Annotated in this window: 20 protein-coding genes; 13 read left to right on the top strand and 7 right to left on the bottom strand. The window is 64.6% G+C overall.

What is annotated here, in order from left to right:
- From G7044_RS06470 to G7044_RS06420, 11 genes are all read left to right on the top strand, one after another.
- Complete coding sequence (locus tag G7044_RS06470; RefSeq protein ID WP_166327090.1) at window positions 1–1,524, top strand: aldehyde dehydrogenase family protein; 1,524 nt, start codon at window positions 1–3, stop codon at window positions 1,522–1,524.
- 48 nt (window positions 1,525–1,572) lie between these two features.
- Window positions 1,573–2,829, top strand: a complete 1,257-nt coding sequence (locus tag G7044_RS06465; protein WP_166327088.1) for an ABC transporter substrate-binding protein — start codon at window positions 1,573–1,575, stop codon at window positions 2,827–2,829.
- 89 nt (window positions 2,830–2,918) lie between these two features.
- Window positions 2,919–3,818, top strand: a complete 900-nt coding sequence (locus G7044_RS06460) for a carbohydrate ABC transporter permease (protein WP_166327086.1) — start codon at window positions 2,919–2,921, stop codon at window positions 3,816–3,818.
- Entirely contained in the window at window positions 3,818–4,699 is an 882-nt protein-coding gene (locus G7044_RS06455; RefSeq protein ID WP_166327084.1) for a carbohydrate ABC transporter permease, read from the top strand. The genes G7044_RS06460 and G7044_RS06455 overlap by 1 nt, the downstream gene beginning before the upstream one ends.
- A 4-nt stretch (window positions 4,700–4,703) precedes the next feature.
- Window positions 4,704–5,822, top strand: a complete 1,119-nt coding sequence (locus G7044_RS06450; protein ID WP_166327082.1) for an ABC transporter ATP-binding protein — start codon at window positions 4,704–4,706, stop codon at window positions 5,820–5,822.
- Window positions 5,822–7,315 (top strand): GMC oxidoreductase, encoded by a 1,494-nt coding sequence (locus G7044_RS06445; RefSeq protein ID WP_166327080.1) that lies wholly within the window; start codon window positions 5,822–5,824, stop codon window positions 7,313–7,315. Before G7044_RS06450 ends, G7044_RS06445 begins: the two co-directional genes overlap by 1 nt.
- On the top strand, window positions 7,312–8,061 hold the full coding sequence (locus G7044_RS06440) for a 3-ketoacyl-ACP reductase (protein WP_166327078.1): 750 nt from the start codon (window positions 7,312–7,314) through the stop codon (window positions 8,059–8,061). Before G7044_RS06445 ends, G7044_RS06440 begins: the two co-directional genes overlap by 4 nt.
- Window positions 8,062–8,072: 11 nt before the next feature.
- Window positions 8,073–9,665 carry a GMC family oxidoreductase gene (locus tag G7044_RS06435; RefSeq protein ID WP_166327076.1) on the top strand — a complete coding sequence of 531 codons (1,593 nt, stop codon included), beginning with the start codon at window positions 8,073–8,075 and terminating at the stop codon, window positions 9,663–9,665.
- Window positions 9,662–9,976, top strand: a complete 315-nt coding sequence (locus tag G7044_RS06430) for a Dabb family protein (RefSeq protein WP_166327074.1) — start codon at window positions 9,662–9,664, stop codon at window positions 9,974–9,976. The genes G7044_RS06435 and G7044_RS06430 overlap by 4 nt, the downstream gene beginning before the upstream one ends.
- Window positions 9,977–9,979: 3 nt before the next feature.
- Window positions 9,980–11,146, top strand: a complete 1,167-nt coding sequence (locus G7044_RS06425) for a dihydrodipicolinate synthase family protein (protein WP_166327072.1) — start codon at window positions 9,980–9,982, stop codon at window positions 11,144–11,146.
- The gene (locus G7044_RS06420) at window positions 11,143–12,150 is read left to right on the top strand and encodes a LacI family DNA-binding transcriptional regulator (protein WP_166327070.1); all 1,008 of its coding nucleotides are present in this window, start codon (window positions 11,143–11,145) and stop codon (window positions 12,148–12,150) included. The genes G7044_RS06425 and G7044_RS06420 overlap by 4 nt, the downstream gene beginning before the upstream one ends.
- A gap of 39 nt (window positions 12,151–12,189) precedes the next feature.
- Here the strand turns inward: G7044_RS06420 and G7044_RS06415 are convergent, their stop codons facing one another.
- The 3 genes from G7044_RS06415 to G7044_RS06405 all read right to left on the bottom strand — a co-directional run bounded on the left by G7044_RS06415 (window position 12,190) and on the right by G7044_RS06405 (window position 16,858).
- A complete protein-coding gene (locus G7044_RS06415) occupies window positions 12,190–15,312 on the bottom strand; it encodes a multidrug efflux RND transporter permease subunit (RefSeq protein ID WP_166327068.1) in 3,123 nt (1,040 codons plus the stop codon).
- Window position 15,313: 1 nt separating this feature from the next.
- A complete protein-coding gene (locus G7044_RS06410; protein ID WP_166327066.1) occupies window positions 15,314–16,600 on the bottom strand; it encodes an efflux RND transporter periplasmic adaptor subunit in 1,287 nt (428 codons plus the stop codon).
- 114 nt (window positions 16,601–16,714) lie between these two features.
- Window positions 16,715–16,858, bottom strand: coding sequence for a hypothetical protein (locus tag G7044_RS06405; RefSeq protein WP_166327064.1), 144 nt, complete (start codon window positions 16,856–16,858; stop codon window positions 16,715–16,717).
- Between the two features lie 283 nt (window positions 16,859–17,141).
- On the opposite strand from G7044_RS06405, the gene G7044_RS06400 reads away from it, so the two are divergent.
- Together G7044_RS06400 and G7044_RS06395 are read left to right on the top strand one after the other, a co-directional pair.
- Entirely contained in the window at window positions 17,142–17,600 is a 459-nt protein-coding gene (locus G7044_RS06400; RefSeq protein ID WP_166327062.1) for a (2Fe-2S)-binding protein, read from the top strand.
- Between the two features lie 3 nt (window positions 17,601–17,603).
- The gene (locus tag G7044_RS06395) at window positions 17,604–19,847 is read left to right on the top strand and encodes a xanthine dehydrogenase family protein molybdopterin-binding subunit (RefSeq protein WP_166327059.1); all 2,244 of its coding nucleotides are present in this window, start codon (window positions 17,604–17,606) and stop codon (window positions 19,845–19,847) included.
- Window positions 19,848–19,880: 33 nt separating this feature from the next.
- Here the strand turns inward: G7044_RS06395 and G7044_RS06390 are convergent, their stop codons facing one another.
- Genes G7044_RS06390 through G7044_RS06375 form a run of 4 tightly spaced genes read right to left on the bottom strand, consistent with a single transcriptional unit; the run spans window position 19,881 to window position 25,244 of the window.
- On the bottom strand, window positions 19,881–21,539 hold the full coding sequence (locus tag G7044_RS06390) for a urocanate hydratase (protein ID WP_166327057.1): 1,659 nt from the start codon (window positions 21,537–21,539) through the stop codon (window positions 19,881–19,883).
- Complete coding sequence (locus tag G7044_RS06385) at window positions 21,532–22,632, bottom strand: DUF917 domain-containing protein (protein ID WP_166327055.1); 1,101 nt, start codon at window positions 22,630–22,632, stop codon at window positions 21,532–21,534. The genes G7044_RS06390 and G7044_RS06385 overlap by 8 nt, the downstream gene beginning before the upstream one ends.
- Window position 22,633: 1 nt before the next feature.
- Complete coding sequence (locus G7044_RS06380) at window positions 22,634–23,866, bottom strand: Zn-dependent hydrolase (protein ID WP_166327053.1); 1,233 nt, start codon at window positions 23,864–23,866, stop codon at window positions 22,634–22,636.
- The gene (locus G7044_RS06375) at window positions 23,859–25,244 is read right to left on the bottom strand and encodes a dihydroorotase (protein WP_166327051.1); all 1,386 of its coding nucleotides are present in this window, start codon (window positions 25,242–25,244) and stop codon (window positions 23,859–23,861) included. The genes G7044_RS06380 and G7044_RS06375 overlap by 8 nt, the downstream gene beginning before the upstream one ends.
- Window positions 25,245–25,356: the final 112 nt, after the last annotated feature.

Raw genomic sequence — 25,356 nt, 5'->3', positions numbered from 1 at the left:
ATGACTGAAATGACCGTAATCGGCGCCAGTGGCGCAACCCTTCCCGAAGCCTTTACCGGGCGTCACCTGATCAATGGCGAATGGCAGGACAGCGAGGGCGGCGCGACATTCGAACGCCTGTCGCCCGCGCATGGCGTCGTCGTCAGCCGGTCCGCAAAGGGTGGCGAGGTCGAGGTGCTGGCCGCCATCGCCGCCGCCCGCAAGACCTTTGATGAAGGCTCGTGGCGTATGTCCTCGGGCAAGGATCGCGCGGCGATCCTGAACCGGGTGGCCGATCTGATCGACCGCGAACGCGAACGTATCGCCGTGATCGAGGTGCTGGAATCCGGCAAACCCATCGCACAGGCGCGGGCAGAGATCGAAGGCGCCGCCGATCTGTGGCGCTATGCCGCCGCACTGGCGCGCACGGTGCACGGTGAAAGCCATAACAGCCTTGGCCCCGATATGCTGGGCGTGGTGCTGAAGGAACCGATCGGCGTTGCGTCGATCATCACGCCCTGGAATTTCCCCTTCCTGATCGTCAGCCAGAAACTGCCCTTCGCACTCGCGGCGGGCTGCACGGCAGTGGTGAAGCCATCCGAGATGACGCCCTCGACCACGGTGATCCTTGGCGAGTTGCTGATCGAGGCCGGGCTGCCTGCCGGTGTCGTCAACATTATTCTGGGCTACGGGGATCCGGTGGGGGCGATCATGTCGTCCGATCCTCGGGTCGATATGGTCAGCTTCACCGGCTCGACCGGGGTGGGCAAGCGGATCGTCGAAGCGGCGGCGGGGACGCTGAAAAAGGTCTCGCTCGAACTCGGCGGTAAAAACCCGCAGGTGATTTTCCCCGACGCAGATCTGGACGCGGCGGCGGACGCAATCGCCTTCGGGGTCTATTTCAATGCGGGCGAATGCTGCAATTCCGGCAGCCGTATCATCGTTCATAAGGACGTTGCGGACGAGTTGCTGGCGAAGGTGACGGCCTTGTCCGCGAAAGTGCCATTCGGCGACCCGCTGGATGAACGCACGCAAGTCGGCGCGATCATTTCCGACGCGCATCGCCAGAAGATCGACGGCTATGTCCGCGAGGCTGAAAAGGCCGGGGCCAAGGTGTTGATCGGCGGCTCCGATCTGGCGGTGCCGGGCATGGGCGGGCAGTTCTATGGCCCGACCGTCATCGCCGGCGTCACCCCCGACATGGCCATCGCGCGAGAGGAAGTCTTCGGCCCCGTCCTGTCGGTCCTGACCTTCACCGACGCGGACGAGGCGATCACCCTTGCCAACAACGCCGCATACGGCCTGTCGGCAGGGGTCTGGAGCACGGATATCCACACCTGCCTGAACTTCGCCCGCAAGGTGCAGGCAGGCACCGTCTGGACCAATACCTGGATGGACGGCTTCGCCGAAATGCCCTTTGGCGGCGTCAAGGAAAGCGGTCAGGGGCGCGAGCTTGGGCGCTATGGGCTGGAGGAATATCTGGAAGTGAAAACAGTGCAATTGCGGGTCGCACCCGGACGGGCAAACTGGGTGCGTGACAGCTAACGGGCAAGCTGTTAGCGATAAAGGCATAACGCAATAGGGGAGGAAACCATGCGTTTGAAACTGAAACTGGCAACCACTGCGGCAATGGCGCTGGGTCTGACGGCAAGCGTCGCCATGGCCGAGGACGTCGAAGTCCTGCACTGGTGGACCGCCGGCGGCGAGGCTGCGGCGTTGAACGTGTTGAAGGAGGATCTGGCCGGCAAGGATATCGGCTGGAACGACATGCCCGTCGCAGGTGGCGGTGGCGAGGCCGCGATGACCGCGCTGCGCGCCCGCGTCACCTCGGGCAACCCGCCGACCGCCGTGCAGATGCTGGGCTTCGACATTCTCGACTGGGTCGAGCAGGGCGATGTTCTGGCCGACCTGAACGAGGCCGCGACGGCCGAGAACTGGGACGCCGTCATCCCCGCCGCCATCCAGAAATTCTCCAAGCCGAATGGCAACTGGATTGCCGCGCCGGTGAACGTCCACTCGACCAACTGGGTCTGGGCCAACAAGGCCGTTCTGGACGAGCTGGGGATTGCCCAGCCGACCAATTGGGACGAATTCATCGCCGCCCTTCAGACGGTGAAGGATGCGGGCAAGGTGGCACTCGCCCATGGCGGTCAGCCCTGGCAGGAAGCGACCATCTTCGACAGCGCCGTGCTGGCGTCCGGGGGGCCGGAATTCTATCAGAAGTCGATGATCGATCTCGACCCCGAGGCGCTGAACTCGCCCGAAATGGTCGCGGCTTTCGACAAGATGGGCCAGCTGCGCGGCTTTGTTGACGACAACTTCTCGGGTCGCGACTGGAACCTGGCCTCGGCCATGGTCATCAATGGCGAGGCCGCCTTCCAGATCATGGGTGACTGGGCCAAGGGCGAATTCCTGCGCGCCGAAAAGGTGCCGGGCACCGATTTCCTGTGCTTCCGTGTGCCGGGGACGGAAGGTGTGGTGACCTTCAACAGCGACCAGTTCGTCATGTTCAAGCAGGACAGCCCCGAAGCGCAGGCCGCCCAGATCGAAATGGCCAAGGCCGCTGAATCGCCCGCCTTCCAGGCGGCGTTCAACCAGGTCAAGGGCTCAGTCCCGGCGCGGACCGACGTGTCGGACGAAGGCTTCGACGATTGCGCCAAGCAGGGCATGAAAGACCTTGCCGCCGCAGCCGAAGGCGGCACGCTGCTGGGGTCGATGGGCCACGGCCACGCCAACCCTGCGGCGGTGAAAAACGCGATGTATGACGTCATCACCGCGCATTTCAACGGCGAATATGACAGCGCAACGGCCGCCGAAGAACTGGCCAACGCCGTCGAAGGCGCGATGTAATCGCCTTTCGCGATGGCGGCCCGACGGGTGCCGCCATCGCCCCACGCAGGCTGGTCCCGCGTCACCGAAATCGAGGGGGAGGAGTTTTCATGGCCGGGTCCACCCGCGCGCCACAGGACATGCGCACCACATTGCAGAACTGGCTGCCGAAGCTGGTTCTTTCGCCCTCGCTGGCGGCGATGCTGGTCTTTGTCTATGGCTTTATCGTCTATACGATCTATCTGTCCTTCACGGACAGCAAGATGCTGCCCAGCTATGATCTGGTCGGCTTTGAAAACTATGCCCGCCTGTTTGGCCTTTCGGCATGGACCACGGCGCTGATCAACCTCGCCATCTTCGCGTCGCTTTACATCGTCATCTGCATCGCCATCGGGCTGCTGCTGGCGATCTTCCTTGACCAGAAGATCCGGGGCGAAGGGATGCTGCGCCCGATATATCTGTACCCCATGGCGCTGTCCTTCATCGTGACGGGGACCGCGTGGAAATGGCTGCTGGACCCCGGCATCGGGCTGGAAAACACCATGCATCTGTGGGGTTGGGAAAGCTTCAAGTTCGGCTGGATCAAGGACCGTGACTACGCGATCTACACGCTGGTGATCGCCGCCGTCTGGCAGTCTTCGGGCTTCGTCATGGCGATGTTTCTGGCGGGCCTGCGCGGCATTGACAACGAGATGCTCAAGGCCGCCCAGATCGACGGCGCGTCGAACTGGAACCTGTATCGCCGCATCGTCATCCCGCTGCTCAGGCCCGCCTTCCTGTCGGCCTTCGTGATCCTCGCGCACCTCGCGATCAAGTCCTATGACCTTGTGATCGCGTTGACAGGCGGCGGGCCGGGCCGGGCGACCGAGTTACCCGCGACCTTCATGTATTCCTACACCTTCACCCGTAACCAGATGGGCGTCGGTGCGGCATCCGCGGTCATCATGCTGATGGGCATCGCCGCGATCATGGTGCCCTACGTCTATGCCGAGTTGAAGGAGCAGAAGTGATGTCAGGGGGCGCTCAGGACCAGGCCGTCCGCACAGGCCGCATCACCCGCACCTTCATCTATGTGGTGCTGATCTTCTTCGCTTTGTTCTATCTGCTGCCGTTTTTCATCATGCTGATTAACTCGATCAAGCCGCTGCCCGAGATCACCGGCGGCAACATGATGTCGCTGCCGAACGAACCCACCGTTGAGCCGTGGATTTCCGCCTGGGGCAGCGCGCAGATCGGGGTCGAGGCGACGGGGCTGAAGCCCTATTTCATGAACTCGATCCTGATGGTGGTGCCGGCCGTCGCGATTTCCACCATCCTCGGGGCGATGAATGGCTATATCTTGACCAAGTGGAAATTCCGCGGATCGGATATCCTGTTCGGGCTGATGCTGTTTTCCTGCTTCATCCCTTTCCAGATCGTGTTGATCCCAATGGCGCGGGTGCTGGGAACGATCGGGCTGGCGGGAACGACCTCGGGGCTGATCCTTGTCCATGTGGTTTACGGGATCGGCTTCTCGACCCTCTACTTCCGCAACTATTACGCAGCCTTCCCGACCGAACTGGTGCGGGCGGCGATGATGGACGGGGCCGGGTTCTTCCGCATCTTCTGGCGCATCATGCTGCCGGTGTCCGGGCCCATCGCGGTCGTCTGCATCATCTGGCAGTTCACCAATATCTGGAACGACTTCCTGTTCGGCGCATCATTCGCCGATCTCGATTCCATGCCGATGACGGTGGCGCTGAACAACCTCGTGAACAGCTCGACCGGCGTCAAAGCCTATAACGTCGACTTCGCCGGCGCGATCCTGGCGGCGCTTCCAACGCTGCTCGTCTATATCGTCGCCGGTCGCTACTTCGTGCGCGGCCTCATGGCTGGCTCAGTAAAAGGATAACGCGATGCCGTTTCTTGACATCGACAACGTCACCAAATCCTACGGCGCCGTCGAGGTGCTGCACCGCGTCGACATCGGCGTCGAGGAGGGCGAGTTTCTGGTTCTCGTCGGCCCGTCCGGCTGCGGGAAATCCACCCTGCTGAACATGATCGCGGGGCTGGAAAACATCACCAGCGGCACGATCTCGATCAAGGACCGGGTGGTCAACGATGTGCACCCGTCCAAGCGCAACATCGCCATGGTGTTCCAAAGCTATGCGCTTTACCCGAACATGACCGTGGGCCAGAACATCACCTTCGGGATGGAGATGCACAAGATCCCCAAGCCCGAGCGCGAGAAGAAACTGGCCGAGGTGGCGAAGCTTCTGCAGATCGAACAGCTACTGGCCCGCAAGCCCGGCCAGCTGTCGGGCGGTCAGCGTCAGCGCGTCGCCATGGGCCGGGCGCTGACCCGCGACCCGGATGTGTTCCTGTTCGATGAACCTTTGTCGAACCTTGACGCCAAGCTGCGCGTGGACATGCGGACCGAGATCAAGAAGCTGCATCAGCGCCTGAAAAGCACCATCGTCTACGTCACCCACGACCAGATCGAGGCGCTGACCCTGTCCACCCGCATCGCGGTGATGAACAAGGGCTACGTCCAGCAGCTCGGCACCCCGAAAGAGGTCTATGACACGCCGGCCAATATGTTCGTCGCCAGCTTCATGGGCAGCCCGTCGATGAACCTGATCCCCGCGACATTGCGGGACGTGAACGGCGTCGTTGCGGCGGAACTGACGGGTGCCGAGGGCCAGCAGATCATGCTGAACCTGACGCAGAACGGCCCGAACCTGCGCAGCTATCTGGGCAAGCAAGTGATCCTTGGCATCCGCCCCGAGGCGATCACCGATGCCGATGGCGTCGACCGCAATGCGAAGAACACACAGGCCCTGCGCAATATGGTGCACGTGACCGAGCCTGCCGGGTCCGACACCTTTGTCGAGACCTCGCTGTCGGGCAAGGCCTGCATCGCGCGAATGCGTGCCGATGTGGATGTCCATGCCGGACAGCCCTTCGATTTCGTGGTGAACATGGACAAGGCCGTGGTCTTCGATCCAGCGACCGAAGACCGGATCGTGGATTGATGGACGCGGATCTTATCATCATCGGATCGGGCATGGGGGGCGCGACACTTGCCGCCGCGCTTGCCCCATCCGGCAAACGCATCCTGATCGTCGAAACCGGCGAGCGGATGCAGGACAGCCCCGACGCCGTGGACGGTTACGCGATTCACGGGCGGGGCGTGTTCCGGCCCAAGGAAACCTGGCTTGACGGGCAGGGGCAGCCATTCAGCCCCGGCAACTTCTACTACGTCGGCGGCAATTCGAAATTCTATGGTGCGGTGCTGCTGCGCTATCGCGAAAGCGATTTCAGCCCGATCCGCCACATGGGCGGCACCACGCCGGGCTGGCCGATCCCCTATGCCGAGTTGGAACCGTGGTATCAGGCTGCCGAAGAAATGTATCAGGTCCGCGGCCAGCTTGGCGACGACCCGAGCGAGCCTGCGCATTCAGGCACCTATCCTTTCCCACCCGTCCCCGACGAACCAGAGGTTGCCGATCTGCGCCGCCGCTTGAAGGGAATTGGCCTCAACCCCTCATACCTGCCGCTGGGGGTGGATCTCGACCGCTGGTTGGAACGTGCCAAAATCGGTTGGGACGGTTATCCGAATACGGTCGGCGGCAAGATGGATGCGGAGACAATCGGCATTGCCGAGGCGCTGCGGCATTCGAATGTGACCTTGCTGACCGGGACGCAGGCCATACGGCTGGAATGCGGGACGGATGGGCGGATCGTGGCGGTTCATGTCGTCGGTCCTGAAGGCGAGCAGCGGCTGGAGGCACCGCTGTTTGCGCTGGCGACGGGGGCGGTGAACTCTGCCGCGCTGCTGTTGCGCTCCGCGGATGAGGCGCATCCGAACGGGCTGGCAAATGGCTCCGACCAGTTGGGCCGGAATTTCATGAACCACAATTGCTCGGCGGTGCTGGCGATCCATCCGTTCCGGCGGAACGGGACCGTTTACCAGAAGACGCTGATGGTGAATGATTTTTACGAAACCGGCGGACCGGATGGCGAACCGCTCGGCAATATCCAGATGCTGGGCCGGGTGACGGGCCCGATCCTGAAGGCAGGCTCGGGCCTGCCGCTGCCGGTCGCGAATGCGATTTCATCGCGCGCGCTGGATCTTTACGCCATGTCCGAAGACTTACCCGACCCCGAAAGCCGCGTCAGCCTGAAGGGCGATCAGATCGTGCTGGACTGGAAGCGCTCGAACTGGGCCGCGCATGAGGCGCTTGTGGCGCGGCTGAAGAAAGAACTGCGCCGCGCGGGCTACCCCATCGTGCTGTCAAAACCCTTCGACCGGCGCACGCCGTCGCATCAGTGCGGAACCGCGAAGATGGGGCACGACCCCGCCGCCAGCGTCACCGACATCCACAACCGCAGCCACGACCATCCCAACCTGTTCATCACCGATGCGAGCGTTCTTCCGACCTCTGCCGCCGTGAACCCGGCGCTGACCATCGCGGCGCTGTCCTTGCGCGCCGCGGACCACATTCGCGGAAAGGACTGGGCATGAGCGTCGCGCTGATCACCGGCGGCCAGCAGGGCATCGGGCTTGGCATCGCGCAGGCGCTGCGGGATGCGGGCTGGCAGTTGGCCATCGCCGCCGAGCAACCGACCGATGCCGTGGCAGACGGCATGGCACAACTCGGAACGGAAGCGCGCTATTACCAGCACGATCTCTCGCAGATCGACGCGGTGCCGACGCTGCTCGATGCCGTCGACGCAGACCTCGGCCCCGTCACGAGCCTGATCTGCAACGCGGGGGTGCCTGCGCGGATCAGGGGCGACATGCTGGAAATGCTGCCCGAAAACTTCGACTGGACCATGAACATCAACCTGCGCGGCAACTTCTTTCTGGCGCAACAGGTCGCGCGGCGGATGCTGGGGCAGGGCGCCGATCCTTATCGCAGCATCATCTTCGTGACCTCGGTCAGCGCCGAGATGGTGTCACCCGAACGCGCGGAATACTGCATGTCGAAGGCCGCAGCATCCATGATGACGAAGCTTTTCGCGGCAAGGCTCGCCGCAGACGGCATCGGCGTCTTCGAACTGCGCCCCGGCATCATCCGCACCCCCATGACCGAAGGCGTTTCCGCCAAATATGACGCGCTGATCGAGGGCGGGCTGGTCCCCGCCGCCCGTTGGGGCGAACCCGCCGACATTGGCCGCGCGGTGCTGCCGCTGGTGTGCGGCGAGATGGCATTCTCGACCGGCAGCGTGATTTCCGTGGATGGCGGTCTGTCCATCCCGCGACTGTGAAGGAGGCCCCGATGGCCGAAGGTTACGATTTCATCATTATCGGTGGCGGCAGTGCGGGCTGCGTGCTGGCCAACCGGCTGAGCGAGAATCCCGAAGCCCGCGTTCTGCTGGTCGAGGCTGGCGGGCGACCTCGCCACCCGTTCTATGCCATGCCTGCGGGCTTTGCGAAAATGACCAAGGGCATCGGCAGTTGGGGGTGGGAAACTGTTCCGCAAAAACACATGCAGGACCGCGTGGTCCGTTTCACGCAGGCCCGTGTCTTGGGCGGTGGGTCCAGCATCAACGCGCAGATCTATACGCGCGGCAATGCGCTGGATTACGACGAATGGCGGCAGATGGGCTGCGATGGCTGGTCCTATGAGGACGTGCTGCCCTATTTCAAGAAGTCCGAGGATAACGACACCCACAACAACCGTTACCACGGGCAGGGCGGGCCGTTGGGCGTGTCAAAACCTGCTGCGCCCCTGCCAATCTGCGATGCGTATTTCAAGGCCGGGCGAGAGCTTGGGATCCCCACCAATCACGACATGACGGGCGAGGATCAGGAGGGGCTGGGCTACTACCAGCTGACGCAAAAACATGCGCGGCGGTCCTCGACTTCCGTGGCGTTTCTGGACCCGGCGCGAAGCCGTCCGAACCTGACGGTGATGTCGGGCGCGCAGGTGCTGGGGATCGTGGTCGAAAACGGTCGGGCCAAGGCTATCCGAGTGGCAGACGGGACCAGCGAAAAGCGGATTGATGCGGATGCAGAGGTGATCCTGTCATCCGGCGCCATCGGCTCGCCGCGTCTGCTGCAGCTGTCGGGGATAGGCCCGGCGGACCATCTGCGCGGCGTCGGCGTCGATGTGGTGCTGGACCAGCCGGGAGTCGGGTCCGACCTTCAGGACCATCTGGACCTGTTCGTCATCGCCGAATGCACCGGCCCGCACACCTATGATCGCTATGCCAAACCGCATTATTCCGTGCTGGCCGGGCTGCAATATCTGCTGACCCGCAAGGGGCCGGTCGCGTCCTCGCTATTTGAAACCGGCGGCTTCTGGTATGCCGACGAAGGCGCGCGGTCCCCGGATATCCAGTTCCATCTGGGCCTCGGTTCCGGGATCGAGGCGGGCGTGGCCGCGATGCCGAATGGCGGCGTCACGCTGAACTCGGCCTATCTGCGACCACGCTCGCGCGGGACGGTGCGGCTGGCCAGCAGCGATCCCAAGGCCGCGCCGCTGATCGACCCGAATTACTGGGCCGATCCGCATGACCGCGAGATGTCGATCAAGGGGCTGAAGCTTGCGCAGGAGATCATGCGGCAGGACGCGTTGAAACCCTATGTACTGCGCGAGGTCCTGCCGGGGCCGGGGGTCCAGACCGAAGACGATTACATCAACTACGCCGTGGCCAATGCCAAGACCGACCACCACCCCGCCGGCACCTGCCGGATGGGAAGCGAAGCGGCGGCGGTGGTGGACACTAGGCTGCGTTTCAACGGGATCGAGGGGCTGCGCATCGTCGATGCCTCGATCATGCCGCGCCTAGTGTCTTCGAATACCAACGCGCCGACCATCATGATCGCCGAAAAGGCCGCCGACATGATCAAGGAGGATGCGAGGTGATCCGCCATATCGTCCTGATCCGCTTTCGTGATGAGGTGCCGGAAGATCGCATCGCCCAGATCTTCGCCGATCTGCACCGCATCCGCGACGTGCTGCCGGGGGTGCTGTCGATCACCGCTGGCCGCAGCGAAAGCCCCGAGCAGATCGAGCGCGGCTTCCTGCACGGGTTTGTCGCCGATTTCACCGACTGGGACGCGCTCGCCGCCTATCAGGACCATCCCGACCACCGCCGCGTCGGTGACGCGCTGATCGCGAATGCGGTGGGCGGGCTGGACGGAATCCTCGTTTTCGATCTTGCTGTGAAGGATTGAGCCATGCTGCACCTGCCCACCTATGACGGCACGCTTGCCCCATTCGCCAGCACGCGAGAGCCGCTGGTGCCCCGCGCGCCTCAGCGCGAATGGACGCGCGTGGCCTTTGCCGCCGCCCATGTCGTCAGCGACCCGCTGGCCGAGCGGAACCCCTTGACGGACCGCCCGGCGGTGGACTGGGAACCGACGCTGAACTTCCGCCGCAGCCTGTGGGATCAGGGACTGGGACTGGCCGAGGCGATGGACACCGCGCAGCGCGGCATGGGTGTTGACTGGGAAACCGCGCGAGAGCTGATTGCGCGGACCATGAAGGAGGCCAGGGCCCATCCGCTGAAACCCCGCGTTGCCTGCGGGGCAGGGACCGATCACAAGGTGCTAGAGGAACTGCCGGATCTGAACAGCATCATCGCCGCCTATGAACACCAGATGGAGGCGATCGAAACGGAACGCGGGCAGTTGATCCTGATGGCCACGCGCGCGCTGCCGGCGATAGGCGCCGCACCGGACGATTACCGCCACGTCTACGATCGTCTGCTGGGCCAAGCGAAGGATCCGGTGGTGCTGCACTGGCTGGGCGACATGTTCGACCCGGCGCTGAAAGGTTACTGGGGTCATACCGATATCGCCGCCGCCTCGGACGCCGTGCTGGACCTGATTGCGGCGCATCGGGACAAGGTTGACGGCATCAAGATCTCGCTGCTGGATCAGGCGCATGAGGAATCTTTCCGTGCCCGGCTGCCGGAGGGGGTGAAGCTGTATACCGGGGATGATTTCAACTATGCCGCGCTGATCGCGGGCGACGGCAAGCACCATTCCCACGCGCTGCTGGGCGCCTTCACCGCCATTGCCCCCGCCGCCGCGCAGGCGCTGGAGGCACTGGCGGACGGCGACCGCGCAACCTATGACGCACTGATGGACCCGACCGTTCCCCTTTCACGCGAGCTTTTCCGCGCGCCAACGCAGTTCTACAAGGCTGGCATCGCCTTTCTGTCATGGCTGAACGGCATGCAGCCTGCCTTCATCATGCCCGCAGGCTTCCAGTCGACGCGCTCGATCACCCATTATGCCGAGGTCTACCGGCTGGCTGCGGATGCTGGCCTTCTGTCCAACCCCGATCTGGCCGAGTCGCGAATGCGCCAGTTGCTTGCCACCTATGGCATCGGGGCATGAAACGGCGGCCGACCATTCTGGACGTGGCCAGGGCTGCGGGGGTATCGAAATCCACCGTCTCGCTGGTGCTGCAAGGCAGTGAACTGGTGCGCGAAGAAACCGCGCTGACGGTGCGCGACGCCATGGCGCGGGTCGGCTATGTCTATAACCGCGCGGCGGCCAATCTGCGGTCGGCGCAGACCGGGCTGATCGGGCTGGTCATCAATGATCTGCGCAACCCGTTCTTTACCGAATTCGCGACCTCGATGCAGATGGCGCTGGCAGAGCAGGGCTATGCCACGGTGATCGGCAATTCGGACGAAGACCCGGACCGGCAGGCGCAACTGGTGCAGTCGATGATCGAACACGGGGTGGCGGGCTTGGTGATTTCGCCCACATTCGGCGATCCCGGTGCGATCATGGACCAGATCGCGGCGGCGCAGATCCCGGCCATGCAGGTGCTGCGCAAGCTTGATGGCAGCGCCGGGCGCATCCCTTTCGCATCGTTTGATTATGCCACCGGGGGCGCGGTCGCGACGCGGCATCTGCTGGATGAGGGGCTGACCCGCATCGCCTTTCTGGGCGGCAGGCCTGAGCGCCAGATCACCGCCGAGCGCGCCTCGGGCTATGTGGCGGAAATGGCGGCGGCGGGGTTGACGCCGCTGGTGCTGTCGGGGGCGATTACCCGGCATGGCGGGCATGAAGCGGCGCTGAACCTGCCCAAGGATATTCAGGCGGTGCTGTGCTTCAACGACCTCGTGGCACTTGGGCTGATGAACGGGCTGGCCCGGCAGGGGCGGCGCGTGGGTCAGGACATTCGCCTTATCGGCTTCGACGATATCGAGGAATGTGCCGAGGTCTGGCCTGCGCTTTCCTCGGTCAGCTGCGATATTGCGCGCTTCGGGCATGATACCGCGGCCCGGCTTCTGGGCTGGTTGAATGGCGGCATTGTGCCGCCCGATGAAACCCGTGCGCCGGTCACGCTGGTCGCGCGCGCATCCTCGCTTGGTGTCCAGAATGGATGACGCCGAATCCATCGCCAATTGTTCGCCGGCGCGCCATCCTCATTCGCCCGGCATAGGTTCAGGCGCACGTGCGCCGCGCAGCGGCCCGGACAGCCGGCGGACGGCCACATAGAAGCTGGGCACCATGAAGATGCCGATGAAGGTCGCGGCGATCATACCGCCCATCACCCCGATCCCGATGGAGTTCTGCGCCGCAGCCCCGGCACCGCGCGCGGTGGCCAGCGGCAGCACGCCCAGAATGAAGGCCAGCGAGGTCATCAGGATCGGGCGCAGGCGCAGGCGCGCGGCCTCGGTCGCGGCGGCGATGGTGCTGCGGCCCTCCAGCTCCAGCACGCGGGCGAATTCGACGATCAGGATGGCGTTCTTGGCGGCCAGCCCGATGGTCGTCAGGATGCCGACCTTGAAATAGACATCATTCGCCTGCCCGAACAGCAGCGCCGCCAGCACCGCGCCAAGGATGCCAACCGGCACCGCCAGCATGACCGAAAACGGCACTGACCAGCTTTCATAGATCGCCGCCAGCGACAGGAACACCACCAGCGCCGACAGCGCGTAAAGCCAGGGTGCCTGATTGCCCGATTGCTGTTCCTGATAGGAAAGCCCGGTCCAGGCGACCCCGAAACCGCCGGGCAGGTCGCTGACCATCTGCGCCATCGCCTCCATCGCCTGACCAGAGCTTGCGCCATCGGCCTCGGATCCGGACATGGAAATCGCGTCCGTCCCGTCAAAGCGTTGCAGGCGCGGGGCCACCGGTTCCCAGCGATACGATGAGAACGCGCTGAACGGGACCATTTCGCCCGATGCGTTGCGGGCGTACCATGCCTCCAGATCCTCGGGCTGCATGCGGAAACCGGCATCGCCCTGCACGATCACCGGGCGCAAGGTGGCCCCCATGGCGAAGTCATTCACCTCGCGCCCCGAGAAGATGACCGACAGCATGCCGTTCACCTCGCTGACATTCAGGCCAAGTGCCTCGGCGCGTTGGGCGTCGATATCCAGATGCAGGGCGGCGTCATCCTCGTCGCCGCGCCCTTCGACATTGGTCACCAGCGTGCTGGTCTCGCCAAGCGTTTCCAGCGAGGCCGAGGCCTCGCGCAGCTTTTCGGTCCCCTGCGCGGTCTGGTCGATCAGGAACATGCTGAAACCGGCCTGATTGCCCAGGCCCTGAATAGGCGGCGGCTGGTTGAAGCTGATGCGTCCGGCGCGGTCTTTGCCGAAGCGGTCATTGGCGCGCTGCGCCACCGCGCGGGCCGAGGATTCTGGCGTATCGCGCAGGTCGAAATCCTTCAGCTTCACGAACAGCATCGCCCGGCTTTGCGCACTGCCCGACCAACCCCAGCCAAGCGCACCGAAGACCGATTCCACGGCCGGCTCCTCGGTCAGCAGATATGCCTCGATCTCCTCGACGACGGCGCGGGTCTGCTGCGCGGTCGAGCCTTCGGACAGCGAAATCTGGGCCATCAGCACGCCCTGATCCTCGGTCGGCAGGAAGGTCGAGTTCATCCGGCTGAACAATTGCCATGCCCCGGCAGAGATCAGTACCAGCACCACCAGCGCCATGAAGGGGCGACGAAGAAGCCGGGTGATGATCGCGGCATAGCCATCGGCCAGACGGTCGAACTGGCGGTTGAACCAGCGTGCGGGGGCAAAGCGCGCGGACCCGTGATGCGGGCGCAGGATGCTGGCGGTCTGGGACGGCGTCAGGATCAGCGCGGCGGCCAGCGACAGGCCCATGGCGGTGATGATGGTTACCGAAAACTGCCGGTAAACAACGCCCGTGGATCCGGCCATGAAGGCCATGGGCAGGAACACCGCCGACAGCACCGCAGCAATCCCGATCAGCGCGCCAGAGATCTGCCGCATTGATTTTTCGGTGGCCGCGACCGGACCCAGCCCGTCCTCGCGCATCACCCGCTCGACGTTTTCCACCACCACGATGGCGTCGTCGACCAGCAGACCGATGGCCAGCACCATCGCGAACATGGTCAGCGTGTTGATGGAGTAGCCGAGTGCCGCAAGCACCGCGAAGGTGCCCAGCAGCACCACCGGCACCACGATCACCGGAATGATTGTTGCGCGCCACGTTTGCAGGAAGATCAGGATGACGGCGACGACCAGAACGATCGCCTCGATCAGGGTATGATAAACCTTCTCGATCGACAGCTCCACGAAGGGCGAAGTGTCATAGGCGACGCGCAGATCGACGCCTTCAGGCAGGGTCCGATTCAGGTTTTCAAGTACCTCGCGCACGCCCTCGGCGGTTTCGACCGCATTGGCACCGGTTTCAAGGTTCACCCCGAACCCGGCCGCATTGAGTCCGTTGAAACGGCTGTCGGAACCATAGCGCTGCTGCCCGATCTCGATCCGGGCAACGTCACCCAGCCAGACATTGCCGCCGTCCTCGTCGGTTTTCAGCAGGATGCGGTTGAACTGTTCCAGATTGGTCAGCTGGCTTTGCGCCGTGATGGTCGAGGTGAATTGCTGCCCCGGAAGCACCGGCTGCGACCCCAGCGAGCCGACCGAGACGGTCGAATTCTGCGCCGCCACCGCCGCCGTGATGTCCGTGGGCAGCAGGTTGTATTGCGCCAGCCGGAACGGATCCAGCCAGATCCGCATGGCATAGCCAGAGCCGAAGACATTGATGCTGCCCACGCCCGGCACCCGCTTGACCGGCCCCTCGACGATTTCTTCCAGCATATTGCCCAGCTCGACCGTGCTGTATCGCCCATTGGTCGACACCAGCGAGCCGACCATCAGGATCGAGGAGGTCGAGCGGGTGACGCTGACCCCGTCATTCTGCACCGGTGTCGGCAGGCGCGATTCGACGCTGCGGACCTTGGATTGCACATCGTTCAGCGCATCCGTCGGTTCGACACTGTCGTCGAAGGTCAGCGTGATCCCCGATCGCCCCTGCGAAGAACTGCTTTCGAAATACAGCAGGCCCTCGATCCCGGTAAGGGCGTCCTCGATGGGGGTGGTGACGGAATTCTGCACTGCCTCGGCGGTGGCGCCGGAATAGCTGGCGCCAATCCGCACCGTGGTTGGCGCGATGTCGGGATATTGCGATACCGGCAGACCCAGCAGGCCGTAGATCCCCGCCAGCATGGTGACAATGGCCAGCACCCAGGCGAAGACGGGGCGATGGATGAAGAACTGGCCCATCTCAGTTGCTGACGGTATTGGCGGGCGCGGCCGCGGCGGCGGTCGAGGTCACGCCGGGTTGCGGGGCGTCCCGCCGGGCAGAGGGCGCTGCGGCGTCTTCCTGTGTTGGTTGGGCTGTGGGTGTGGCATCGCGGACCACGCCTTCGGCGTCGATGGTGACGGGAACGGTGGTGATCTCTGCCCCGTCGCGCAGATTGTCCAGCCCGTCAAGGATCAGCGGGTCGCCTTCGACCAGGCCGTCGGTCACGATCCAGGCGTTGTCATGCGTGCCCTGTTCGGTCAGCCGGACCTGCACGGCGCGGCCATCCTGTGCGACGAAGGCAGTCAGTTGACCGGCGGCCGAACGGCTGGTGGCGCGTTGCGGGACCAGAATGGCGTCGATCTGGCCGATGGTCAGGGTGACGCGGACAAACTGGCCGGGCAGGATCATCCGGTCGGGATTGGGAAATTGCAGCCGGATCGGGATGGTGCCGGTCGTGGCCGACACCGCCGAGCCGGGGCTGAGAACGCGGCCCGGCTGGCCGTAAACCTCGCCGGTTTCCAGCGTCAGCCGGGCATCGATGGGTGCGCCGGGGCGCTGCATGCTGCCGGCATTGATGCTTTGCTGATGGCGCAGGATGCGGGCGCGGGATTCAGACACGTCGACATAGATCGGATCGACCTGCGCCACCTCGGTCAGCTGTTCCGCCTGATTGGCGCTGACAATGTCGCCGACGCTAAAGGGGGTGACGGCGACGATGCCGGGGATCGGGCTGGTGATTTCGGTCCTTTCCAGCGCCAGACGTGCCAGTTGCAGGCGCGATTTCGAGGCCCCCAACGCGGCTTCGGCCTGCGCCAGCGACACCACCGCCGACCGCACATCGGTCAGACTGACCCCCGAACCGCTGAGCTTGCGGTAACGCTCGACCGTGTCGCGCGCCCATTCCAGCGCTGCCTCTGCCGAGGTAACGGCGACCTCTTCGGCCGCGAGTGCCGCTTCCAGGCTTTCGTCTTCCAACCGGAAAAGCACGGTGCCGGCCTCGACCTCGGTGCCGGGCTGGTAAGGGATCTCGGTGATCTCGCCGCCGACCTTGGGACGGATGGCGGCCAGCTGATAGGCCACGGCGCGGCCCGGCAGTTCCACCGTCACCGGCACGTCGCTGCGGGTGACGGGCATGACGCCAACCTCGGTCGGACCTTGCGGGCCGCGCATTTGCTGCGCCTGTGCGGGGCCAGCCGCCAGCAATGCCGCGACAGCCCCGGCCAAGGCGGCCAGGCGGAAGGTGTGCTTTGGTCGGGGTCGGCTCATTGGCTTGCGAACATGGCTCATTGGCATGCAGACAATGTCGCTGGCCCGGCGCGTCTGGGCAAGTCGCAAACCCGTGACCACCGTGAAATTCGTGAAGCAGAGGCCCGGACCTGTCTAATGTGCGGCTTCGGTGCCACCGGTCTGGCTGATCGCACCGGCGATGCGCTCGGCCAGCCGAAGGGCAGAAGTGGCGCGGATATTTTCGGCCAGCATGTGGCTGGCGGAACGGGACAGGACCGGGAATATGCAGAAGCTCATCACTCCCTGCGGCGACGACCTCAAGGGCGGCGGCGGAGGAGAGGAACTGGCGGCGAGAAAAGTCGATGGGTCGCGTGAGGCTACCTGATTTCGTTTGCTTGGCCTTCAAGTTCCGATCCGGGGCGGGCCAAGTCAAAGCCGCAAGTGGCGACCGGCCAGACCGACATTCCAGCGGGAAACCGCCCTTCTCGGCCCTTTGTCCCGGTCTGACGCAGCGGCCCGCTGGTGCGGTGGGCGGATGCGCGACTACAGTTGCATTCCGACCAGCCATTCGGGGAAAGCCATGTCATTCACCGTCAACGGGGCCCTGCACGACCCCGAGCTTGATCCCGATATGCCGCTTCTGTGGGTGCTACGCGAGGTGCTGGACTTGCCGGGCACCAAATATGGCTGCGGCATTGGTGCCTGCGGCGCCTGCACCGTGCATCTGAATGGCGAGGCGGTGCGATCCTGTCAGGTTCTCGCTGGCGATCTGGACGGGGCAGAGATCACCACAATTGAGGGGTTGGGCACGCCCGACGCCCCCCATCCTGTGCAAGCCGCCTGGATAGAGGCGCAGGTGGCGCAATGCGGTTATTGCCAGTCGGGCCAGATCATGCAGGCCGCTGCACTGCTGGCCACGACACCCGCGCCGACGGATGCGGAAATCGACGATGCCATGTCGGGCAATCTGTGCCGCTGCGGCACCTATCCGCGCATCCGTGCCGCGATCCGCCGCGCTGCCACCGTGGCGGAGGGCTAAGCCATGTCGCTGCGCAAATTCACCCGCCGCGCTTTCATGGTCGGCTCTGCGGTCATCGCCGGTGGCGTGGCCTTTGGCGTCTATGCAGCCCGCCGCGACCCGGACAACCCGCTGGAAAGCGACCTGCCGGAAGGCGGCGTGACCTTCAACCCATGGGTGCTGATCGACGCGCAGAAGGTGACACTGATCGTGCCGCATGCCGATAAGGGGCAGGGGGTGATGTCGGTGCAGTCTGCCCTGCTGGCCGAGGAGATGGACCTCGACTGGGGCGGGTTCGAGGTCAGCTTTGGCACCCCGGCAAAGGCTTATTGGAACACCGCGCTTGGTGACGATTCCGTGCCCTTCCGCGCAAGCGACGACAGCACGCTGGCAGAACTCGCGCGGGGCGGTGCAGATATCGCCTTCAAGTTGTTGGGGATGCAGGTCACGGGGGGCTCGACCACGGTGCCCGACAGCTTCGTCAAACTGCGCGAGGCCGGGGCCATGGCGCGCGAGACGCTGAAGGCGGCGGCCGCGCTGCGCAGCGGGGTCGCGGTTGCCGATCTGCGCAGCGAAGGTGGTGCGGTGATCCTGCCCGATGGCAGCCGCATCGCCTATACCGCACTTGCCGCCGAGGCCGCCGCCATCGACCCGGTGGCCGCTCCGGCGCTGCGCCCACCTGCCGAATGGCGGTTGCTGGGCAAGCCCATGCAGCGGCTGGACATGGTCGCGAAGTCCACCGGCACCGCGCGCTATGGCATCGACCTGGCGATCGAGGGGATGGTTCATGCCGCCATCCGGCTTAGCCCCCATCGCGGTGCGGTGCAGTCCTTTGACGACAGCGCCGCCCGGGCATTGCCCTATGTCCGCGATGTGTTGCAGATCCCCGGCGGCCTTGCCGTCATCGCCGATAACAGCTGGCACGCCATGCAGGGGGCCGAGGCGCTGGATATCGACTGGGCGCCTGCCGCCTATCCGCCCGAACAGGCCGAACATTGGCAGCGCCTTTCCGACAGCTTCACCGAGGACGCGCTCGACCGGACCTGGCGCGACGATGGCGATGTGCAGGCGGCGCTGCCCGCCGATGCGCTGAGTGCTGAATACCGTTCGCCCTATGTTGCCCATGCCGCGCTGGAGCCGCTTTCGGCCATTGTCCGCGTCGACGATACCGGGGTCGAGATCTGGTCAGGCCACCAGATGCCGCGCGAGGTGCAGAAGGCCGCCGCCCGCGTTACCGGGATCGAGCTGGACCGGGTGCGTTTCCATAACCACCTGATCGGCGGCAGCTTCGGGCATCGGCTTGAGCCCGACTTCATCGCCCATGCAAGCGCCATCGCCAACCAGTTGCGCGGCACGCCGGTCAAGATGACCTTTCGGCGCGAGGAGGATTTCGCCACCGATTTCCCCCGCCATATCGCCATGGGACGCGGGCGCGGTGCGATGCAGGGCGGGCAGGTGGTGGCGCTGGATCTGCAGATCGCCGCGCCCTCGGTCACGCGCTCGCAGATGGAGCGGCTGGGCATTCCGGGCCTTGGCCCCGACATCCAGATCCCCGCCGGGGCGTGGAACGCGCCCTATGCCATCCCTGATTTCCGCGTCCGCGCTTATGCCGTCGAGGGGCTTGCCCCTGTATCAAGCTGGCGCGCGGTGGGGGCGAACGGCGCGGGCTTTATTCTGGAAGGCTTTCTGGACGAATTGATCCTGCATGCCGGGGCTGATCCGCTGGGCGAACGGATCCCGCTCGCCTCGGACCCGGTGGCGCGCGGCGTGCTGGAGGCGGTGGGCGAGATGTCGGGCTGGGGCACCGCGTTGCCCGAGGGGCGCGGGCGCGGGCGCGGGCGCGGCGTGGCCATGGTCCAAAGCTTCTGCGTACCGGTGGCCGAGGTGGTCGAGGTGACCGCGACCGACAGCGGCATCCGTATCGACAAGGTTTTCGTCGCCTGCGATGTCGGGCCGGTGCTGGACCCGGTGAATTTCGAAAACCTGGTGCAGGGGGGCGTGGTCTTCGGCCTCGGCGCGGCGATGAATTGCGAAATCACCTATGCCGGCGGCGCGGCTGAACAGACGAATTTCGACAGCCATGAAGGGATGCGGCTGTATCAATGTCCGGACATTCAGGTCCGCTCGTTGGGGCAGGCCGCGAAGATCCGCGGCATCGGCGAGCCGCCGGTGCCACCGACCGCGCCCGCATTGGCCAATGCGATCTTTGCCGCGACCGGCCAGCGGATCCGCGAATTGCCGCTGCATAACCACATTGATTTCGCCTGAGGAAAGGCCCAGCATCGCCGCCGGCCCGACCGATTACAGCCGGATATGGCCGACCTGCTTCTGCGCCGCCTCGTCCAACGCCTCGGGGTATCCGGCATCGGCATAGCGGATGACCCCCAGCGAGGTATCGTTTGTCAGGGCCCGGTCCAGCCGGGTATCGGCGGCCTCGGTGCCATCGGCGACCACCGTGACGCCGGCCGAGGTCATGTAACCGGCATAGCCGCCGCCGCCCGAATGCACCGCCACCAGATCCGCGCCGGACGCGCACAGCGTCATCGCGTCCAGCAGCGGCCAGTCGGCGATGGCGTCCGATCCGTCGCGCATGTTCTCGGTCATGATATTCGGATGGGCCATGGCACCTGCATCCAGATGATCGCGAGAGAAAGCGACCGGCCCGGAAAGGGTACCATCCGCCACCATCTTGTTGACGGCCCGCGCCAGTGCCGTCCGCTCACCATGTCCCAGCCAGGCGATGCGTGCCGGCAGGCCTTCGAAGGGGACATTCTCGCGGGCGAGGCGGATCCAGTTGGTGACAATCTTGTTGTCGGGGAACATCTGCAAAACGAGATCGTCGATCTTGGCGATGTCTTCGGCCTCGCCCGACAGCGCCATCCAGCGGAATGGGCCGATGGCTCGGGCGAATAGCGGGCGAAGGTAAGCCTCGGTAAAGATCGGAATGTCGAATGCGTTTTCGATGCCGCCCTGTTTCGCTTGCGTGCGGATCAGGTTGCCGTTGTCGAAAACCTCGGCCCCCTCGGCCTGAAATTCCAGCATTGCCGCGACATGGCGCGCGATGGATTTGCGGCCTTCCTCGATCAGTTCATCCGGGTTCTGATCGCGCAGGCGGCGAACACGCTCCAGATCGTAACCCGCTGGCACATAACCATAAACCAGATCATGGGCCGAGGTTTGATCGGTCACGATATCGGGCACGATTCCCCGCGCGGCGATTTCGGGATAGATCTCCGCCGCATTGCCGATCAGCGCGATAGAGGTCGCCCGGCCTTCCGCCTTTGCATCGTCGATCATCTTCAAGGCCGTATCCAGATCGGGGGCGATTTCATCGAGGAATCCGATTTCCTTGCGCATTTCGGCGCGCTTGGGGTCGATGTCGATGCAAAGGATCGCCGCGCCCGCCATGCGCCCCGCCAAGGGCTGCGCGCCGCCCATGCCACCGAGGCCCGCGGTCAGGATGAAACGCCCCTTCAGACTGCCATTGAAGCGCCGTTCCGCGATGCGCATGAAGATCTCATAGGTGCCCTGAATGACGCCCTGTGACCCTATATATTGCCACGCCCCGGCGGTCAGCCCGCCCCAGCAGATCAGCCCCTTGCGTTCCAGATCATAGAACACCTCGGCTTTGGCCCATTGTCCGACGATATTGCAGTTGGCCATGATGACCATCGGCGCGGTGGCGGATGTTTTCAGCAGGCCGACGGGCTTGCCCGACTGGATAATCAGGGTCTGATCCTCGTCCATCTCGGTCAGGGTGCGGACGATGGCATCATGCGCGGGCCAGTTCCGCGCCGCCTTGCCGAGTGCCGCATAGACGATCAGCTTCTCCGGCGCCTCGCCCACGGCAAGGACATTTTCCATCAGTCGCAGCAAGCCTTCGGCGCGCCATGACTTTGCCCGCTTGTCCGGGCCGCTTGGGATGGGGAAGTCGGGGTGGCGGGGGTTTGGTTTAGGCATCGGTGCCATCCAAGGCGTAGCGGGCCAGTTCGATCCCCATGGCGCGTTCGCAGACGGGATAGACAGAGGGGTCTAGGACGCTGGAACTCAGCGGGATCACCGATTTCGGGACATGCAGGATATGCACCTTCATGCCGACCTCGAGTTCGCCCACCGATAGGGGCAGGGCGTCTTCTGACAGCGTTGTGATCACATCGGGGAAGCTGGCGACGCGATTGCCGCCGGCATCGTCGATGGCCATGTATTCGTTCATCACATGCAGCGTCAGGGCCTTTTCGCCGCGACCCACGGTCACGGTGCCCACATCGAACGCCTCGGGCGTATAGACCACATTCTTCGCGGTGATTTCCCCGTTGGCGAGGACGGTCCCCCGCGTCTTGTCGACAATCGCGTCGATCACGGCGGAGGGGCCTTTCGGCTCCGCGGCAAGGATCGCATGGCCCAGATCCAGCGCCATCGAAATCCCGCCAAGTGCCGCATGTCTCGCGACATAGGACACGCGCAGCGGGTTCCGCGCCGATGCGATGAAGCCGCCCGACATATCGGATGCCGTGCGTAGGATAGGTGACACCTTGGCAGTCGCACCCCGCACGACCAACTCGATATAACGGTTCTGTTCGCGGTTTCCGCCGACAGCCGTCTGGATCATCTGTTCAGGGCTGCCCGCCATGCCGATCGACCCCATGTCACCGGTCGGATGGGCACGAATGTCGCCAACCGCATCGACGACCTTGCAGCCCAGAATGGCCGAGGGCAGCCAGCCGTTCAGGGTCGAGGATTTGCCGTTCTGCCCGATCATCAGCCCGGCGACGGGCCGGCCAAGCGCGTCGTTCAGCATCTGCACGGCCTTGATGTAATCGACGCCGCGCATTTCCCACGGCGTCGTGGATGCAGGTGCGCCGATGGCGGCGGCGGTGGCGATGAGATCGTCCTCGTTCAGCTCGTCCACGCTGACCAGTTCGGGCGCGCCCGCCTTGACGGCGGCATAGCCCAGCATTCGGCCATGATCGGCCCAGCCTCCGCCACCGGCAGCATAGACGGAACCACCACGAACGGCGGGCTCCACGTCTTTTTCGGTCAGGACACGACGCATCTTAGTCTCCTTCTTGATCTATTGCGATCACGGCCTCGGCCATGACTTCCGCGCCAAGCGCGATATCGGCGATTTCGCTGTATTCCTCGGGGCAATGGGATCGGCCGTCCTTGCTGGGGACGAAGATCATCGCAGTCGGGGCAAGACGCGCCATGAATGCGGCGTCATGGCCTGCGCCGGATACCATGCGGCGATGGCTGGCCCCGACTTTCGTGGCAGCGGTTTCCAACGCGCTAATGGCGTCCATGTGCATGGGTGTAGGCTGGTTGTCGGAAAGCAAGCGCATGTCCGCGCTGATCTTCGCTGGCAGCTTGGTCAGCCGCTGTTCAATCCACCCCAGAAATTCCTGCATCTGGTCGCGGTTATCGGAACGCGCGTCGATCAGCATCCGCACCTGGCCCGGCACGACATTGGCCGCTCCCGGTTCAACCGAGAACTCGCCAACGGTGGCGGTGAAGTGGTCGGGGCCATGGGCGCGGCGTATCGCCTCGGCATCAATGTCGGTGACAAGGGCGGCGGCGGCCACAAGTGCGTCCGCCCGCGTGCCCATGGGCGTCGTGCCGGCGTGGTCGGGCTGGCCCGTCAGCACGATCTCGATCCGGGTGATCCCCGCGATGGCGCTGACGATGCCCAGATCGGTGCCCTCGGCTTCCAGCACGCGGCCCTGTTCGATATGGAGTTCCAGAAAGGCGCGGATGTTGGTGGCAGGCGTCTGCCAGTCCGGGTTGCCGCCAACGTCGCGGATCGCCTGATCCAGACTGCGGCCCTCATGCGTCAGCGCCAGCCAGTCCTGCGGCAGCATCCCCGCCATTCCGCGAGAGCCGATGCAGGAGACGCCGAAAACCGAAACCTCCTCGGCCAGAAAGTCCACCACGTCGAGGTTGTGCCGCAGCTTGATGCCGCGTTCGTCCAGCATCCGCGCGACCTCTAGAGCCACGATTACGCCAGCGACGCCGTCGAAGCGGCCGCCATCAGGCACGGTGTCAGAGTGGCTGCCCAGCATGATGGTGCCGCGCTTTGGGTCGCCGCCGGGTCGCCGTCCCAGCAGGTTGCCGCCCGCATCACTCGAAACGATCAGTCCCGCCTCGACAAACCGCGAGGCCAGCCATTCGCGCCCCTCATCGAAGCGTGGCGAGAAGGCGCGGCGCGTCCACGGGCGGCCCGGATCGGTGATCCTCGCCATCGCGTCCAGATCGGCAGCGATGCGGTCGGCATTGACGCGCAGGTTACGCATGAAGCGGCTTTCTGAGGCCAAGCGGGCGGGGCGGGCGGATGAACTGGCCATTGCCGGGTTGTGCCAGCACATCAGTGCCGTCGAAGACCTGCTGTCCGCGCAGCCATGTGCCTGCGACCGACCATGGCAGCTCAATCCCGTCATAGGGCGACCATCCGGCGATGGAATGGCGGCTGGCCTTCGCGTCATAGACCTGCGCGACGGGTTCCAGCACCGTCAGGTCGGCATCGCGGCCCACTGCAATGCCGCCCTTGCGGTCGTCGATGCGGAAATGCCGCGCCGGGTTTTCGGCCATCAGCCTTGCGGCCCAAGTCAGCGGGATGCCGCGTTCCAGCGCGCCTTTCACGAACAGCGGCACCATGACCTCCAACCCCGGCACGCCGGATGCGTTTTTCAGCATGTCGGGATTGGTCTTGCGATCCTCGGACCAGCTGACGTGATCGGTCGAGACCATGCTGACATTGCCCGCCGCCACATGACGCCAAAGGCTTTCGACTTCTGCGCGGGGACGGATCGGCGGGTTGATCTTGGCCTTGCCGCCAAGGCGGGCGACGTCGTTTTCCTCGTCCAGCGTCAGATAGTGAATGCAGCACTCGATACTCGTCAGATCGCCGCCGTCGCGGTATTGGCGCGCGATCTCATAGCCGCGACCAAGCGAGCAATGGACGACATGCGCCGGGCAGCCGGTCGCATGACCGGTTTCATAGATTTGCTGCAGCGCCAGAATCTCTGTCATCGGCGGGCGGGACAGCCCATGCGCGCGCCAATCGGTGATCTGCATCGCCTCGACCTGCGCAATCGCCTCGCGCACGAAAGCGTCGTCTTCGTTGTGGACGCCCGCAGCCAATCCGGTCTTCGCGACCTCGGCAAAGCAGGCCATCAGCAGCGCGGGCGGGATGCGGGGAAATCGTTTTGGATCAGTTCCGAAGGTCGAGAACTTGAAGCCGCAGACCCCGGCATCGGCCTGCTCGGCGATCCGCGCAGGGCCTTCTGTCGGGTCGATGGTGCCATAGAGTGCCACGTCCACGCGTGCCTCTGCCTCGGCGGTGGCCACCTTGCGGGCGACGGCGGCGGCGGAACAGATCAGATCGCCTTCATCATAGGGCATGTCGACGATGGTGGTCACGCCACCGGCGGCCGCGGCGGCAGTAGAGGCAGCAAAGCCCTCGACCCCTTTCTGCGACAGGGAATGGACTTGCGCGTCCACCGCGCCGGGCAGGATCATTGCCTGCCCCAGCCGGTGGCTTTCGCGCCCATCCGGCGGGGCGCCTTCGCCGATCAGCGCCACGCGCCCCTCGCGGACCGCGACGAAGCCGCAGGGGATCTCTCGGTCGGTCAGGATCACCCGCCCGGAAAGCACCAGATCAAAATCGGACATTCGATCCCCCGTTCGCCACTTGCACCACAGATACCGCAAAAGGGCGGCGCGGCAAGGCGGGGGTTGCGCAAGCTGCGAAAGGGGCATTGCAAATCCCTCTGCGAAAGTGACC

Source organism: Paracoccus xiamenensis (assembly GCF_011308835.1).
Lineage (GTDB): Bacteria > Pseudomonadota > Alphaproteobacteria > Rhodobacterales > Rhodobacteraceae > Paracoccus > Paracoccus xiamenensis.
The sequence above is the reverse complement of the archived record's forward strand: the minus strand, read 5'-3'. Positions and strand labels throughout refer to the sequence as shown.

Coding starts and splice junctions, on each gene's coding strand:
- G7044_RS06470 (WP_166327090.1), top strand. CDS start 1: ATGACTGAAATGACCGTAATCGGCGCCAGTGGCGCAACCCTTCCCGAA.
- G7044_RS06465 (WP_166327088.1), top strand. CDS start 1,573: ATGCGTTTGAAACTGAAACTGGCAACCACTGCGGCAATGGCGCTGGGT.
- G7044_RS06460 (WP_166327086.1), top strand. CDS start 2,919: ATGGCCGGGTCCACCCGCGCGCCACAGGACATGCGCACCACATTGCAG.
- G7044_RS06455 (WP_166327084.1), top strand. CDS start 3,818: ATGTCAGGGGGCGCTCAGGACCAGGCCGTCCGCACAGGCCGCATCACC.
- G7044_RS06450 (WP_166327082.1), top strand. CDS start 4,704: ATGCCGTTTCTTGACATCGACAACGTCACCAAATCCTACGGCGCCGTC.
- G7044_RS06445 (WP_166327080.1), top strand. CDS start 5,822: ATGGACGCGGATCTTATCATCATCGGATCGGGCATGGGGGGCGCGACA.
- G7044_RS06440 (WP_166327078.1), top strand. CDS start 7,312: ATGAGCGTCGCGCTGATCACCGGCGGCCAGCAGGGCATCGGGCTTGGC.
- G7044_RS06435 (WP_166327076.1), top strand. CDS start 8,073: ATGGCCGAAGGTTACGATTTCATCATTATCGGTGGCGGCAGTGCGGGC.
- G7044_RS06425 (WP_166327072.1), top strand. CDS start 9,980: ATGCTGCACCTGCCCACCTATGACGGCACGCTTGCCCCATTCGCCAGC.
- G7044_RS06420 (WP_166327070.1), top strand. CDS start 11,143: ATGAAACGGCGGCCGACCATTCTGGACGTGGCCAGGGCTGCGGGGGTA.
- G7044_RS06415 (WP_166327068.1), bottom strand. CDS start 15,312: ATGGGCCAGTTCTTCATCCATCGCCCCGTCTTCGCCTGGGTGCTGGCC.
- G7044_RS06410 (WP_166327066.1), bottom strand. CDS start 16,600: ATGAGCCGACCCCGACCAAAGCACACCTTCCGCCTGGCCGCCTTGGCC.
- G7044_RS06405 (WP_166327064.1), bottom strand. CDS start 16,858: ATGAGCTTCTGCATATTCCCGGTCCTGTCCCGTTCCGCCAGCCACATG.
- G7044_RS06400 (WP_166327062.1), top strand. CDS start 17,142: ATGTCATTCACCGTCAACGGGGCCCTGCACGACCCCGAGCTTGATCCC.
- G7044_RS06395 (WP_166327059.1), top strand. CDS start 17,604: ATGTCGCTGCGCAAATTCACCCGCCGCGCTTTCATGGTCGGCTCTGCG.
- G7044_RS06390 (WP_166327057.1), bottom strand. CDS start 21,539: ATGCCTAAACCAAACCCCCGCCACCCCGACTTCCCCATCCCAAGCGGC.
- G7044_RS06385 (WP_166327055.1), bottom strand. CDS start 22,632: ATGCGTCGTGTCCTGACCGAAAAAGACGTGGAGCCCGCCGTTCGTGGT.
- G7044_RS06380 (WP_166327053.1), bottom strand. CDS start 23,866: ATGCGTAACCTGCGCGTCAATGCCGACCGCATCGCTGCCGATCTGGAC.
- G7044_RS06375 (WP_166327051.1), bottom strand. CDS start 25,244: ATGTCCGATTTTGATCTGGTGCTTTCCGGGCGGGTGATCCTGACCGAC.